Annotated in this window: 15 protein-coding genes, 1 pseudogene and 1 riboswitch; of the genes and pseudogenes, 11 read left to right on the top strand and 5 right to left on the bottom strand. The window is 51.8% G+C overall.

What is annotated here, in order from left to right; translation table 11 throughout:
* Positions 1 to 68: 68 nt before the first annotated feature.
* Positions 69 to 2,702: a PqiB family protein gene (locus RW65_RS10175; protein ID WP_039056609.1), complete on the bottom strand. Its 2,634-nt coding sequence runs from the start codon at positions 2,700 to 2,702 to the stop codon at positions 69 to 71.
* A complete protein-coding gene (gene yebS, locus RW65_RS10170; RefSeq protein ID WP_039056722.1) occupies positions 2,671 to 3,954 on the bottom strand; it encodes a membrane integrity lipid transport subunit YebS in 1,284 nt (427 codons plus the stop codon). The genes RW65_RS10175 and yebS overlap by 32 nt, the downstream gene beginning before the upstream one ends.
* A 132-nt stretch (positions 3,955 to 4,086) precedes the next feature.
* Here yebS and msrC point away from each other — a divergent pair, with 132 nt between their 5' ends.
* The 5 genes from msrC (at position 4,087) to kdgR (ending at position 9,683) form a co-directional block, all read left to right on the top strand.
* Positions 4,087 to 4,584 (top strand): free L-methionine (R)-S-oxide reductase MsrC, encoded by a 498-nt coding sequence (gene msrC, locus RW65_RS10165; protein ID WP_039056608.1) that lies wholly within the window; start codon positions 4,087 to 4,089, stop codon positions 4,582 to 4,584.
* A 96-nt stretch (positions 4,585 to 4,680) separates the two neighbouring features.
* A complete protein-coding gene (gene proQ, locus RW65_RS10160; RefSeq protein ID WP_039056607.1) occupies positions 4,681 to 5,370 on the top strand; it encodes an RNA chaperone ProQ in 690 nt (229 codons plus the stop codon).
* A 19-nt stretch (positions 5,371 to 5,389) separates the two neighbouring features.
* Positions 5,390 to 7,438 (top strand): carboxy terminal-processing peptidase, encoded by a 2,049-nt coding sequence (gene prc / locus RW65_RS10155; protein ID WP_039056606.1) that lies wholly within the window; start codon positions 5,390 to 5,392, stop codon positions 7,436 to 7,438.
* Between the two features lie 190 nt (positions 7,439 to 7,628).
* On the top strand, positions 7,629 to 8,510 hold the full coding sequence (gene htpX / locus RW65_RS10150; protein WP_039056605.1) for a protease HtpX: 882 nt from the start codon (positions 7,629 to 7,631) through the stop codon (positions 8,508 to 8,510).
* A gap of 381 nt (positions 8,511 to 8,891) precedes the next feature.
* Positions 8,892 to 9,683 (top strand): DNA-binding transcriptional regulator KdgR, encoded by a 792-nt coding sequence (gene kdgR, locus RW65_RS10145; RefSeq protein ID WP_039056604.1) that lies wholly within the window; start codon positions 8,892 to 8,894, stop codon positions 9,681 to 9,683.
* Between the two features lie 48 nt (positions 9,684 to 9,731).
* Here kdgR and RW65_RS10140 read toward each other — a convergent pair whose 3' ends face one another.
* Complete coding sequence (locus RW65_RS10140) at positions 9,732 to 9,971, bottom strand: YobH family protein (protein WP_039056603.1); 240 nt, start codon at positions 9,969 to 9,971, stop codon at positions 9,732 to 9,734.
* A gap of 159 nt (positions 9,972 to 10,130) precedes the next feature.
* On the opposite strand from RW65_RS10140, the gene mgrB reads away from it, so the two are divergent.
* From mgrB to rlmA, 6 genes and pseudogenes are all read left to right on the top strand, one after another.
* Positions 10,131 to 10,274: a PhoP/PhoQ regulatory lipoprotein MgrB gene (gene mgrB, locus RW65_RS21860; RefSeq protein ID WP_072037740.1), complete on the top strand. Its 144-nt coding sequence runs from the start codon at positions 10,131 to 10,133 to the stop codon at positions 10,272 to 10,274.
* Between the two features lie 74 nt (positions 10,275 to 10,348).
* Complete coding sequence (locus RW65_RS10135; protein WP_039056602.1) at positions 10,349 to 10,636, top strand: YebO family protein; 288 nt, start codon at positions 10,349 to 10,351, stop codon at positions 10,634 to 10,636.
* 18 nt (positions 10,637 to 10,654) lie between these two features.
* The gene (locus RW65_RS10130) at positions 10,655 to 11,644 is read left to right on the top strand and encodes an MBL fold metallo-hydrolase (protein WP_039056601.1); all 990 of its coding nucleotides are present in this window, start codon (positions 10,655 to 10,657) and stop codon (positions 11,642 to 11,644) included.
* Positions 11,645 to 12,156: 512 nt separating this feature from the next.
* Positions 12,157 to 12,298: pseudogene (locus RW65_RS22650) on the top strand (DUF2627 domain-containing protein).
* Between the two features lie 12 nt (positions 12,299 to 12,310).
* Positions 12,311 to 12,520 carry a transcription antiterminator/RNA stability regulator CspE gene (gene cspE / locus RW65_RS10125; protein WP_001062678.1) on the top strand — a complete coding sequence of 70 codons (210 nt, stop codon included), beginning with the start codon at positions 12,311 to 12,313 and terminating at the stop codon, positions 12,518 to 12,520.
* Between the two features lie 140 nt (positions 12,521 to 12,660).
* The gene (gene rlmA / locus RW65_RS10120) at positions 12,661 to 13,476 is read left to right on the top strand and encodes a 23S rRNA (guanine(745)-N(1))-methyltransferase (protein ID WP_039056600.1); all 816 of its coding nucleotides are present in this window, start codon (positions 12,661 to 12,663) and stop codon (positions 13,474 to 13,476) included.
* Here rlmA and mntP read toward each other — a convergent pair.
* Positions 13,473 to 14,039: a manganese efflux pump MntP gene (gene mntP, locus RW65_RS10115; RefSeq protein ID WP_039056599.1), complete on the bottom strand. Its 567-nt coding sequence runs from the start codon at positions 14,037 to 14,039 to the stop codon at positions 13,473 to 13,475. The genes rlmA and mntP overlap by 4 nt on opposite strands.
* A 6-nt stretch (positions 14,040 to 14,045) precedes the next feature.
* A riboswitch (yybP-ykoY riboswitch) is annotated at positions 14,046 to 14,219 on the bottom strand.
* A gap of 194 nt (positions 14,220 to 14,413) precedes the next feature.
* Positions 14,414 to 14,872, bottom strand: coding sequence for a DUF986 family protein (locus RW65_RS10110; protein ID WP_039056597.1), 459 nt, complete (start codon positions 14,870 to 14,872; stop codon positions 14,414 to 14,416).
* Positions 14,873 to 14,907 lie beyond the last annotated feature (35 nt).

The raw sequence follows: 14,907 nt of genomic DNA, 5'->3' as shown, positions 1-14,907 counted from the left end.
ACAGGAGTAAAAACAGGCGCGCAGTGTAACATAAAGGCTCCGGCGCAGGCACGCCGGAGCCCGCAGGCTTAACGGGGCAGGGCGGTGCCCCATTGACGCCACTCTTTAGGTTCGCTCTCCAGCAGCAAGAAGTGTTTACCCGGTTGTGCTTTCGGCGCCAGCGGCGTTTCCGGCGGTGTGGCAAAGGCAATACCGCCGCGAATAAACTGGTTAAAGGTCCCGGTTTTCACTACCCCGCCTACCAGACCAAAGTCCAGCGAGTAGCCTGAGGCAAGCCAGAACACCGAATTATTACGCACCAGATGTTGATAACGTTTACTGATGCGCATCCCAATCATCACCCGATCCGAGAGCGAGCCAAGCATCAGACCCGTTACGGTACCCACTTCGATACCGCGGAACAGCACCGGCGTACCGATATTGATCGAACCCCCTTCCGGCGCTTCAACCACAATATTCAACCCGTCGAGGTAACGCGAATCCGTAATGGTCGCTTCTGAAATCTCAAAATCTCGTCGCGCTTCGCCACGGCCTGGCTCAACGTTGATATAGGCCTGCAGCAGGGTATCGAGATGTTCCACGCCGGCGGCGGAGATTTGCGGGGTGATCACCGAAAAGCGAGTACCTGCGCGGGCAAACGTCTGTACATACTCCGGATAGAGCACCGCGCTGGCCTGCACTTCGTTCTTGCTGGTGATCAGTTGCAGATCCTGAATCTGCCCGATATCAATACCTAAATAGCGGATAGGCATTCCTGCTGCCAGTTTACCGGCATCAAAGGCATGCAGCGTGATTTGACCGCCGACCGCGCGCGCGGAGGTTTCCGAGGCGTAAAGGACGCGTTTATCCCCTTTGCGTACGCGCCCGCTGGCCCCGCTCAGGTTATCGAAACTGATCGCCCCTTTAATAGCCCGCGAGAGCGGGGCGGCCTGCACGGTCAGACCGCTGCCGTTAAGCTGCACTTTTGCGCCGCCTTCAGCCCAGAAAACACTGTTGCTGGTCAGCAAGTTACGGTATTCCGGTTTGATATGCAGATCGATATCAAAAGCGTTAGCCCGTGGGCGTACGGTAATTACTTCACCCACTTCAAATTTACGATACAGCACCACCGAACCGGCCTGCACATCCGGCAAGGTGTCCGCCGTCAGGGTTAAGGTGGTGGTGGGCAGGTCGCTGAGGCTGTTTTCCAGCGCTTTATCGAGATTGGCAAACAGCGGATAACTGCTTTTCATCTCGCCTTTGTCACCGGGCAGAATACGAATGCCGCCGCTAATCCACTCGTTAGCGCTGGCGGCGAGGAACTCAACGCCATCCAGCCCTACTTTGACATCCACCCGGCTGTTTACCACGAACTTACTGTCACCGTGGACCAGATCGCGATACTGCGGATCGATGGCGATAGCAAAGCTGACGCCTTTGCTGGTCAGTTTACGCTCCAGCACCTGACCCACCTGTACCCCATGCAGCACCAGCGGTTGCCCGGCGTCAATGCCGTAACTCTCCGGCGCGGTAAGGGTCAGGGTAATGACGCCCGGATCCTGCAGCAGGGTTTTATCCGCCGGCAGAACGGTAAAATGGTTACGCGGCTGGCCTTCACCGGGAACCAGTTCCAGCGTGCTACCGGTCAATAACGCGCTGAGATTGGCGTTGCTGAGGGAAATTTTGGGATTGTGCATTTCGATACGCGTGTTATCGCGTAGCAAATTAACGACGCTCGGATCCACCGTTAGCTCGCCGCTTACCGCACCGCCGGGATTAAGATCTATTTTGGTCAATTGACCGACTTCCAGCCCCTGATACATCAGCGGCGTTGATCCCGCTTTCAGCCCCTGGCCGCCGGGTAAATCCAGTTTCACCAGTACGCCGCGCTGGCTGTGGGCCAGGTCTTCATACAAGCCAAACTCATCTTCCTGCGCCGCCGGTTGCGAATCCTCGGGCGAGTCAAAGGCAATCGCGCCGTTAACCAGCGAGGCCATGCTTTCGAGCTCGATTTTGGCACCGCTTAACCCCACGTCAGCTTTCAGACCGGAAACATTCCAGAAGCGGCTACCTTTTTTTACCAGGTTGGTGAAACGGCGTTCAATCAGCACATCAATGGTCACGCCCTGCTTATTGGCGTTAATGGCGTAATCGTAAACACGGCCCACCGGGATTTTGCGGAAATAGACCAGCGAACCGCTGTTCAACGCCCCTAAGTCGGGCGCATGCAGATGAATCATTAGCTCGCCATTATTGAGGCGGTATTTGGGCTGCGTATCCAGCGCGCTGAAGTGTTCTTGCGGTTCGCCTTTGCCCGGCATCATGCCAATATAGTTCCCGCCAACCAGCGCATCGAGGCCGGAAATGCCGGCCAGAGAGGCTTTAGGCGTCACCAGCCAGAACTGTGTTTCACTGCGCAGGGCATCTTTCATATCCGCTTTGATACTGGCGCGCACTTCGATTTTCTTCAGATCTTCACTCAGGCGAATATCTTGCACGGTGCCCACTTCAACGCCCTGATAGCGCACCGGCGTACGTCCTGCAACGATGCCATCGGCGGACATAAAATCAATGGTGATAGTATTGCCGCGATCTTCATAACTGCTCCAGATAAGCCAGCCTGCAATCAGCAGAGCAATCACCGGGAGCAACCAGAACGGCGAAATGCGACGTTTTGTTTTAATGCGCGCTTCAGTCGGCGAAGCGGGGGTTTCCTGACTCATGTGCATCCCAAAGTAAGCGGCTGTCCAGCCATTCCACAGCAAGAATAGTCAAAATCACCGCCGCACCGAAATAAAACGCAGCGGGTCCCATAGTAAAAGCAAGTAGCTGGTCGCGGTTAATCAGTGACATCATTAGGGAAATGACAAACAGATCGAGCATCGACCAACGCCCAATCCAGGTCACAAAGCGCAAAAGCAAAATGCGGGTGCGTAGTCCCTGTTCAAATTTAAAATGGATGCTGATAAGCAGTGTAAACAGCACAATCACTTTGGTAAATGGCACCAGAATACTGGCGATAAATACCACACCGGCAACGGCAATATTGCTGTCCGCCAGTGAGATGATTCCCGACATAATAGTATCTTCCTGCCGCGCCCCATTCACATAAATAATTGAAATCGGCAGCAGATTCGCCGGGAACAGGAATATCAAGGAAGCGATCAGCGATGCCCAGCATTTCTGCAGACTGTGTTTACGCCGGTGCGGTAGCGGAATATGGCAGCGCGTGCAGCGCCCGCGGGCGTCGGCAAAACCGGTAAAGTGACAGCCGAGGCAGACCTGCATTAGGGGATCGGGCCGGCTGGCCGGACGCTGTGGATAGAAACGATCCCATAGCTGTTCCACATTGAGATGGATAAGCGTCATCACGCTTAAAATCACCAGCGCGCCGAAAGCGAACAAGCCAATCCCCGGCTGCAGATAAGCGTAATCCTGCACCTTAATCGAGGCCACACCAATACCGACCAGATAGATATCCAGCATCACCCACTCTTTGAGCTTTTCCAGCATCAACAATACCGGGCGCAGGTTCATGCCGAGAATATTCCCCAGCCATAAGTATGCAATGGCGGTCACCAGTACCAGCGGCGCGCCGACGGTACAGAACAGCACCATCGCACCGGTGAGCGGCGAGCCTTGCGCGGTCATTTGCCAGATCCCCTGCAGCAGGTTGGCGTCAATACGCACGCCAAGCAAATAGAGGTGCAACAACGGCTCTCCCCAGGCGAAGGGCATTAACAAAATCATGGTTATCGCCATGGCGCCAAGGCGGGTTAATGACCAGTCGCGTCCGTCCCGGACTTTCGCATCGCAGCAGGGACAAAATGCACTTTGGTGCGATTTCATAACCGGTAACGCAAAAAACGTATCGCACTGGGGGCAGCGCTGATAATGTGCGCGTGGCAATGCTTCGCCCATGCGATGAATGGCGATTTTTTTGCCCGGCGAAATTTGTTGTATCTTTAGTGCCATTGCGTGCATCAGAAAATGTTTAGGTGGATCTATCTTAACTCATGTAGTGAACATCTTGAGCATCAACGCATTTAATGCTTATTTTAATAGGCTAAGCCGTTTTTCGAAGTAAGACATCAAAGTGATTGGATAATGGACAAAATAGATTTTTACGCGGATTTAAACCGCGATTTTCAGGCGTTAATGGCCGGTGAGACCAGTTTTTTAGCGACGCTGGCGAATACCAGCGCACTGCTGTATGAACGCCTTGATGGGGTAAACTGGGCTGGTTTTTATCTGCTGGAAGGCGAGACGCTGGTATTAGGACCGTTCCAGGGCAAGATTGCCTGTGTGCGTATCCCTGTTGGTCGCGGCGTTTGCGGTACGGCCGTGGCGCAAAACCAGGTGCAGCGTGTTGAAGATGTGCATCAGTTCGATGGTCATATTGCCTGCGATGCCGCAAGCAATTCTGAAATCGTACTGCCGATAACGGTGAATAATCATATTATTGGCGTCCTGGATATCGACAGCATTGTCTTTTCCCGTTTCACCGCCGAAGATGAGCAGGGGCTGCGCGAACTGGTTTCGCATCTTGAAAATGTTCTTGCGGCGACCGATTATCAAAAAATCTTTGCTCCCGTCGCAGGATAATCAACGGATAACGTAGCATTTACCGATAGCGTCATTATAATGACGCCTGTTCATGCCTGCGCTTGTTGGCAACGTCCGTTGTAATCAGGAAATTTCATGGAAAATCAACCTAAGTTGAATAGCAGTAAAGAAGTTATCGCTTTTTTGGCCGAACGTTTCCCTCACTGTTTCAGTGCTGAAGGCGAAGCACGCCCCCTGAAAATCGGTATTTTTCAGGATTTAGTCGCGCGTGTTGAGGGTGAGATGAATCTCAGCAAAACTCAGCTTCGTTCCGCTTTACGTCTTTACACTTCGAGCTGGCGCTACCTTTACGGTATTAAAGCCGGTGCGGCGCGTGTTGACCTCGATGGCAACGCCTGCGGCGTGCTTGATGAGCAGCACGTAGAACACGCCCGTAAACAGCTTGAAGAAGCCAAAGCTCGCGTTCAGGCACAGCGTGCTGAACAGCAGGCTAAAAAACGCGAAGCCGCCGCTGCTGCAGGGACCGAAGAGGCACCGCGCCGCGAGCGTAAAGCCCGCCCGGCTGCTCCGCGTCGCAAAGAGGATGCTGAACGCAAACCTCGTGCTGACAAACCTGTCGCAAAAGCCCCGCGCGCACCGAAGCCAGAAGAGCGCCATACGCCAGTTTCGGATTTATCTGTACTGAGCGTTGGCCAGAACCTGAAGGTGAAGGCAGGGAACAATGCGATGGACGCTACGGTGCTGGAAATCACGAAAGATGGCGTTCGCGTACAGCTTAGCTCGGGTATGTCGATGATTGTACGCGCAGAACATTTGATGTTCTGAAACGGAGGCCTGGCCTGGCATGAACACTTTGTTTAAGCGCACAGCTTTGGCGGGTCTGTTATTCGTAACAGGCCACGCGCTGGCTGTTGAAGAGATTACCCGTGCCGATCAAATTCCCGTATTAAAGGAAGAGACTCAGCACGCGACGGTGAGCGAACGCGTTACGTCGCGTTTCACCCGCTCTCACTACCGTCAATTTGATTTGGATGCCGCCTTTTCGGCAAAGATTTTCAACCGTTATCTCAATTTGCTCGATTACAGCCATAACGTGCTGTTGGCGAGCGATGTCGAACAGTTTTCGCAGAAAAAAGGCCAGATTGGCGATGAACTGCGCAGCGGTAAGCTGGACGTCTTTTACGATCTGTATAACCTGGCGCAGAAGCGCCGTTTTGAGCGTTATCAATATGCGTTGAAAGTGCTGGAACGTCCGATGGATTTTTCCGGTAACGAGACGTTTAATCTTGACCGCAGCAAAGCGCCATGGCCCAAAGACGAAGCAGAGCTGAACGCGCTGTGGGACAGCAAAGTCAAATATGACGAGCTGAGCCTGAAGCTGACGGGGAAAGATGAGAAAGAGATCCGTGAAACCCTGACGCGGCGCTATAAATTTGCCATTCGTCGCCTTGCGCAGACCAACAGCGAAGATGTGTTCTCGCTGGCAATGACCTCTTTTGCCCGCGAAATTGACCCGCATACCAATTACCTCTCACCGCGTAACACCGAGCAGTTCAATACCGAAATGAGCCTTTCACTTGAAGGGATCGGTGCGGTATTGCAGGGTGATGACGATTACACTGTGATCAATTCCATGGTGGCAGGCGGTCCGGCGGCGAAAAGTAAAGCCATCAGCGTGGGCGATCGTATCGTTGGCGTCGGGCAAACGGGTCAAAGTATGGTGGACGTCATTGGCTGGCGTCTGGATGACGTGGTCGCGCTGATTAAAGGGCCGAAAGGCAGTAAAGTGCGCCTCGAAATTCTGCCGGCAGGCAAGGGCACCAAAACGCGCATCGTTACGCTGACGCGTGAGCGAATTCGTCTGGAAGATCGGGCAGTGAAAATGTCCGTGAAAACCGTTGGCAAAGAGAAAGTGGGCGTGCTGGACATTCCGGGCTTCTACGTTGGTCTGACTGACGATGTGAAAGTTCAGCTGCAGAAACTCGAGAAACAAAATGTCAGCAGCGTCGTTATCGATCTGCGCACTAACGGCGGTGGCGCTCTGACGGAAGCGGTCTCGCTCTCTGGTCTGTTTATTCCGTCCGGCCCGGTGGTTCAGGTACGTGACAATAACGGCAAAGTGCGTGAGGACAGCGATACCGATGGCGTGGTCTATTACAAAGGTCCGCTGGTGGTGCTGGTCGATCGCTTCAGTGCCTCAGCCTCGGAAATCTTTGCTGCGGCAATGCAGGACTATGGCCGCGCGCTGATTGTCGGCGAACCGACTTTCGGTAAAGGTACCGTTCAGCAGTACCGTTCTCTGAACCGTATTTACGATCAGATGCTGCGCCCGGAATGGCCTGCGCTGGGTTCGGTGCAGTACACCATTCAGAAATTCTATCGCGTCAATGGCGGCAGTACGCAACGTAAAGGCGTAACGCCGGATATCCTGATGCCGACGGGCACGCAGGTGACGGAGACCGGCGAGAAATTTGAAGATAACGCATTGCCATGGGACAGCATCAACGCGGCAACGTTTGTGAAGTCGGGCGACTTAAAACCCTTCGGCGCAGAGTTGCTAAAAGATCATGACGAGCGTATCGCCAAAGATCCTGAATTCCAGTACATCATGAAGGACATTGCCCGCTTCGATGCTCTGAAAGATAAGCGCAATATCGTTTCGCTGAATCTTGCCCAGCGCGAGAAGGAGAATGCGGAAGACGATGCTATTCGTCTCTCCCGTCTTAACGACCGCTTCAAACGCGAAGGCAAGCCGTTGCTGAAAAAACTGGATGATTTGCCAAAAGATTATCATGAGCCCGATCCGTATCTCGATGAAACGGTTCATATTGCTCTTGACCTGGCGCATCTGCAAAAAGATCAGCCGGCGGCACAGCCCGCTCCCGCGAAGTAAAAAAAATCAGGCACAAGAAATTGTGCCTGATTTTTTAACAACTCCCCTCCGGCGTAAGCAAGGCACGACAAAATGTAAAGTTGTGTCTTTCTCGTGACTTACGCGGCTTTGATGCTTGAAAATAGTCGGTACGCCCATACGATGTGGGTAATCGCATAGTGCGTTTTGTTAAATTGAGGTTAAAGAAATTATGATGCGAATCGCGCTCTTCCTATTAACCAACCTTGCCGTCATGATGGTGTTCGGTCTGGTGTTGAGCTTAACGGGCATTCAGTCGAGCAGCGTTCAGGGCTTGTTAATTATGGCGCTGCTGTTTGGTTTTGGCGGCTCGTTCGTTTCGCTTCTAATGTCGAAATGGATGGCCCTGAAATCCGTAGGTGGTGAAGTTATTGAGCAACCGCGTAACGATATGGAACGCTGGCTGATGGACACCGTTGCCCGTCAGTCTCGCCAGGCGGGCATTGCGATGCCGCAGGTTGCCATTTATCATGCGCCGGATATCAATGCGTTTGCCACGGGCGCGCGTCGTGACGCGTCGCTGGTTGCCGTCAGCACCGGCCTGTTGCAAAACATGAGCCGCGATGAGGCGGAAGCAGTTATCGCCCATGAAATAAGCCATATCGCCAATGGTGACATGGTGACCATGACGCTGATTCAGGGCGTGGTGAACACCTTTGTTATCTTTATTTCACGCATCATCGCGCAAATCGCTTCTGGTTTCCTCAGCGGCAACCGTGATGAGGGCGAAGAGAGTAACGGCAACCCGCTGATCTATTTTGCGGTGGCAACGGTTCTGGAACTGGTGTTTGGTATCCTTGCGAGCATCATCACCATGTGGTTCTCCCGTTACCGCGAATTCCATGCTGATGCCGGATCGGCAAAACTGGTGGGTCGTGAAAAAATGATCGCTGCGCTTCAGCGTCTGAAAACCAGCTATGAGCCGCAGGAAGCGAGCAGCATGATGGCGTTCTGCATCAACGGGAAGTCAAAATCCCTGAGCGAACTGTTTATGACGCACCCGCCGCTGGATAAACGCATTGAAGCGTTGCGCTCCGGCCAGTATCTCAAGTAACGGTATCGCATAAAAAACGCGTCGAATGACGCGTTTTTTTTGCTCACGCGGGTTCGCTGGCATATTAAGACAGCGGTAAGGCCGCTTTGTAACGGCGAGCTCTGCGTATCAGAAACATTAAACCTTTACACAGCTTATCCCTTTGCCATTCCGTTCTTTCCACGCCCACGGTAACCTGCCAGGCGTTGCGCCATTATTTATCCATGTAAAATTTAGGGCTAATCTCACAATGTCATTTGTCTAATGCTTCTATCATTGGCATTCCGGTTTTATGTCGCAGATTTGTAACGAAGTTGCGAAACGCGCATTGCGGCGGCGTGATGAGGAATTTATAATAAAAACCGATTCTGAATTTTCTAAAACAAGGCGATGAGGTAATTAATGGCAATCGCAGAGTTGGACAAGCAGCCAGATTCTGTCTCTTCAGTATTGAAGGTATTTGGCATTCTGCAGGCGCTGGGCGAAGAGCGTGAGATAGGCATTACCGAGCTCTCGCAGCGTGTCATGATGTCGAAAAGCACCGTTTATCGCTTTTTGCAAACCATGAAGTCGTTAGGTTATGTCGCACAGGAAGGGGAATCCGAGAAGTACTCCCTGACGCTAAAGCTGTTTGAGCTTGGCGCGCGCGCATTACAAAATGTTGATTTGATTCGCAGCGCGGATATCCAGATGCGTGAGCTTTCTCGTTTGACGAAAGAGACCATCCATCTGGGTGCGCTGGATGAAGACAGCATTGTCTACATCCATAAAATTGATTCCATGTATAACCTGCGCATGTATTCGCGTATTGGCCGTCGCAACCCGCTGTACAGTACCGCAATTGGTAAAGTGCTGTTAGCGTGGCGCGATCGTGAGGAAGTGAAGCAAATCCTCGAAGGCGTAGAATATAAACGCAGCACCGAGCGCACCATTACCAGTACCGAAGATCTATTGCCGATGCTGGATATTGTTCGCCAGCAGGGCTATGGCGAAGACAATGAAGAGCAGGAAGAGGGCTTACGCTGCATCGGCGTACCGGTTTTCGACCGTTTCGGCGTGGTGATAGCGGGATTGAGCATCTCTTTCCCGACGCTGCGTTTCTCTGAAGAGCGTCTTCACGAGTACGTAGAAATGTTGCACCAGGCGGCGCGTAAGATTTCTGAGCAGATGGGTTATAACGACTATCCGTTCTGAATAAAGTGATAAAGCCGCCTGAAAAGGCGGCTTTTTTGTAGATGAAGGTTAGCCGTTATCGATGACGGTATCGCTTTTACGTAACAGCGGGCAATTTGCCAGCCCCAAAAAGCCGTTACTGGTATGCAGATACTGTGCGGTACTGGTGCCTCGCGCGGTTGCATATGTACACTTTAAGCCCAGACCCGCTGCGTTCTCCGCACTCTTCACCAGTACGCCGTAACCACTCAGCAAGAGCCCAACCCACGCCAGTGCCAGAAAGATAAGGCATCGAAAGAGTGTACGCATATCCGCTCCTTGCTTATCGGTAGACGGTTATTAACACTATGGTATTCATCCCGTGAAAAAGTCGATCATTCCTAAAATTACCGAAAGGAGATACAGTTAGTCGCGGTTTAAGCAAGCCATGCTAACCTGGTTACACCCTGCAACCTATCGGAGAGTGGAGTGAGAAAATATAGATGGCTGCTGCTGGCTGCCGTATTGGTAGTTTGCCTGCTGCTCTGGACTCAAATGGTTAACGTAATGTGTGATCAAGATGTAAAATTCTACAGCGGCATCTGCATTATCAATAAATTCATCCCCTGGTAACGGCATTTTTTCAGTGAAAGATATCCTTCTGTGATACCAGTGGTAAAATGCCGCGTCTATCTAGAGGTGGTAAAATGAATGAAGTAATGAATTCCGGCGTAATGACTTTTGCGCCGCTGATGATCTCTTTGGTGGTTCTGCTTGTTGGTCTGGTATTGTGGTTCTTTATCAATCGTGCCAGTTCCCGCACCAATCAACAGATTGCGCTACTGGAAGCGCTGCTGGATCAGCAAAAGCGTCAAACGGCTTTGCTGCGTCGTCTTTGCGAGTCTAATGAACCCGAAAAAAACGTAGTGCCTGAGCAGGTCAACACGCAAGACAAGGCCGATGATGATTTCATCCGGCTGGTGGCAGAACGCTAACCTGAAGAGGAGGGCGAGATGGCATGGAAAAACCCTTGGTATAATCCCAGCATCTCGCACCACACCCCGGAAGGTTTTTGCAACACAACACCGACGGTCTATCAGCCCGGAGACGTCAAGCGCTGGCGCAACGAGCGAAAGGCAGCCCGGCTCCCCCGACCACCCTCCAGCGGTTACGCGGGCTTTATTGAACAGTGGTGGCAACAAGCAACCCTTTCTGGTGATGATGACGGTCTGTGGTGGCTGGGCCATGCCAGTATGCTGGTGCGCATAGAAGGGCAGTATCTCCTCACCGATCCGGTATTTTCCCGCCGCGCCTCGCCGGTCAGTTTTGCCGGCCCGCAACGTCAAACACCGCTCGCCCTCTCTATTGCCGACATCCCGCAACTGGACGCGATTGTTATTTCTCATAATCATTACGATCATCTGGATGCCTGGACGCTGCGTGCACTCCTGCGTCGTTTTCCTGATGTGCGCTTTTTGGTGCCGCTGGGGTTGGGCCACTGGATGCGCCGGCGCGGTGCGCAACACGTTAGCGAGTTGGACTGGTGGCAGAGCGTTAACTTTCAGGGCTTAAGCTATACCGCCGTGCCTGCACAACACTGGAGCATGCGCACCTTTTGGGATCGTAATCGTTCCTTGTGGTGCGGCTGGGTTATCGCCTCATCAACGCAGCGTTTCTGGTTTGCCGGTGATACGGGTTATACACCTGAGCTGCTGACCATCCCCGAACGGTTAGGAAAACTCGATACCGTCGCGCTGCCCATTGGCGCTTATGCGCCACGCTGGTTTATGGCGATGAACCATATGGATCCGCAAAGCGCTGTTGCCCTTTGGCAGCAGTTAGGCGCTCCGCTGGCTTTCCCCATCCATTGGGGCGTATTTGAGCTGGCGGATGAATCCCTTGACGAACCGGTACGAGAGTTGCGTAAGGCATTAAGCGAAGCGGCAAAAGATATTGATAACTTCAGGATCTTAAAAATCGGCCAGTATTTACCTCTGCGTTAATTCTTCCAGTAGTGTAAAAAGCGCAGATTGATTTATAAATAGCCTGTTTTATATTTATCGAAACGTTTTCTTTGCCTTTTTATGAGGCAGTGTCATCATAATTTCATTATTTTGGTGCACAACTGTGCTTATTTGCACCGCAGCTATCCTTAGTACAGTGCAGTAATAGTTACCCTGGCGGGTATATTTGTTTAAGAATCTTCCTGGGTGACAAAAAAGGTATAAGTATTCGCAAAAAGTTCTTACGATATACGCTATATGCTAACGCTACCTTTAGCCGCGTGGAAGAACGGAAGCCGTTGAGCTGTAGTGAGAAATCCGCCGTTGCAGGTTGTAATAATCCTCTTTGCAGCGTCTGTTATAACGTTCATTGTAATGCATAATCGTGCAGGCGCTGGTGTGATAACCTTAGGATTTGTGCGGCGGATCCAGACACGTTTAAAAATGGCTTGCCATAATTTACGTATTATGTGATAACTCATTTGTGGGTCAATCGAGGTACAGTTCTGTTTATGTGTGGCATTATCAGTAAAGAAGTCCTGAGTAAACACGTTTCGTTGAATACAGCTTCTCTGCCGAACCTTATATTAGTGCCTCAAGCAGTAATGTCTCAGTTTTCTCAGTCAATGCCTGCGGGCGAAGTATATACATTAAGGAATTTTGCAAATGGCAAAGATTAAAGGTCAAGTTAAGTGGTTCAACGAGTCTAAAGGTTTTGGTTTCATTACTCCGGCTGACGGCAGCAAAGATGTATTCGTACACTTCTCTGCAATCCAGGGTAACGGCTTCAAAACTCTGGCCGAAGGCCAGAACGTTGAGTTTGAAATTCAGGACGGCCAGAAAGGCCCAGCTGCAGTTAACGTAACTGCTATCTGATTTCGATACCCTTGAACTTGAAGCGCCTATAGCGCATCAATGTCAGACATAAAGCCTCGCCATCGTGCGGGGCTTTTTAATTTCCACGGTGTAACAAATAGCGGTAAACTCTCGCCCTTTAAGAACGCCCCGGAGTCTTTATGCCTTTCAGTTGTCCGCTCTGCCACGCGCCATTGCACCGTCGCGATAATGCCTTTTTCTGTACGCAGCGGCATCAATTTGATATTGCGAAAGAGGGCTATGTGAACCTTTTACCGGTGCAGCATAAGCGCTCAAAAGATCCAGGCGACAGCGCAGAGATGATGCAGGCACGCCGGGCTTTTCTCGACGCGGGTCATTATCAGCCGTTGCGCGATACTCTCGGCGATATACTGCACGCGCGCTTGCCAGCGTCAGCCGATGCCGTGCTGGATATTGGCTGCGGAGAAGGGTATTACACTGAGAAATTTGCCCGCGTCGCCCGGCTTCATGGTGCGCAAATGCTGGGGCTGGATGTGTCAAAAGCGGCGATTCGCGCGGCGGCAAAACGCTATTCGGACATTATGTTTTGCGTTGCCTCCAGCCATCGCTTGCCGTTTGAAGAGGGTTCCATTGATGGGCTGGTGCGTATTTACGCCCCCTGCAAGGCACAAGAGCTGGCACGGGTGATAAAACCTGAAGGTATCGTGATCACTGCATCGCCGGGGCCGCGCCATTTAATGGAACTAAAGGGATTAATCTACGATGAGGTGCATTTACACAGCGAGAACAGCGGCGAGATCGAGGGCTTTCGTCTGCTGGATCAACAATCACTGGCTTACGAAATGAATCTTACGGGCCACGAGGCCGTTGCGTTACTGCAGATGACGCCTTTTGCCTGGCGCGCCAAAGCGGAAGTGTGGGAGCAATTAGCCGCAATGGATCAGTTCCGTTGCCAGACGGATTTCACTCTCCACACCCTGACGCGGGAAAGCTAACCCGCAAAGTGGCTCCACAGGATCTGCGCGCCGATACCCATCAGCACCACACCGCCGAGGATTTCTGCGCGCTTGCCAAGCAGAGGGCCAATAAAGCGCCCAAGCATCATGCCGATTGTAGACATAATTAACGTCGCGCAGCCAATCGCCAGCGCGGTAGCCACTATGTTCACCTGCAGGAAGGCGAGACCTACGCCGACGGCCATAGCGTCCAGGCTGGTGGCGATCGCCGTGGTTACCAGCAGCCAGAAACCATGGCGATGAGGCGTTTGCCCTTCACTGCCATCATCGCCGCGCACCCCTTCGATAACCATACGACCGCCGAGAAAGACCAGCAGGACGAACGCAATCCAGTGATTCCACTCCAGCACAAACTGCGTCGCCAACAGCCCCAGGCCCCAGCCAATCAGCGGCGTCAACGTTTCAATCACGCCAAAGATAAGTCCGGTGCGCAGCGCTTCTGAGAATTTCGGTTTGTGTAATGTGGCTCCCTTACCGATAGAGGCGGCAAAGGCGTCCATGGACATGCCAAAAGCGAGGAGAAGGGTAGCGGATAAGTTCATTCGTACGTCCTGACCGGGAATTCCATATAACACACCGCTGCCCCCAGTAATCAGCAGTTGGTGTGTCTATGGTCTCGCCTGACTGAATGATTCAGTCCGTACGCGCCACGTTTTGCAACGAGTATGTTGACACGTACATTTCCTGCAGATGGAAATCGGCTACTCCCCAACGACCGACGCACATTAACATAATTTGAGAATATAAAACAACACGCGTTAAATATAATGCGAGGCAGCGGGTGATAACGATTAGCATTTTGATTTAACGGTAAAGATTACGTTAAGAAATATAAGGTACAAAGGCGCAAATATAGCAAAGGCTATAATTGCGCTTATTCTTTGTGCGAAAACGAACGTCTTGTAATCAGTCTAAACTACTGAGTTTTCAGTAAAACAGGATAAATCCTTTCCAGATCGTCGATATTTCGCACACGAACAAGCAGACGCCGCTGTTCTAATTGCATCACCAGCACACCATCTTCCGATAAATTCATCCCTTTAATACGCTTATATTCGATCCACACATTGGCGAAGAAAAATCCCTGTTCCTTAAAGATGATTTTGGGCGCGCGGATCCAGAAAAGATACACACCCATTAATGTCAGCGTAAATAATAACCACATGGTTAATGGTGTACCGCCGGTGGTGGTATTGTTGTAGATAAGGATTGCCAGCAGGCCGATAAAAATGGCGCCATCCGTACGGCTCCGGCGCAGCAGGGGAACCGCCAGTAACGTTTTGCCATGGCGGCGCGGCATAATGAACTCATCGTAGAGGGCAAACGCCAGCAGGGCGGCGATAAACAGTCCTAAGACGATATCTGTCATCGTCATTGTGGCTCCTTATATAAAAAAACCGGGGGCAGGCC

This window comes from Enterobacter sp. Bisph1 (assembly GCF_000814905.1).
GTDB lineage: Bacteria > Pseudomonadota > Gammaproteobacteria > Enterobacterales > Enterobacteriaceae > Kosakonia.
The sequence above is the reverse complement of the archived record's forward strand: the minus strand, read 5'-3'. Positions and strand labels throughout refer to the sequence as shown.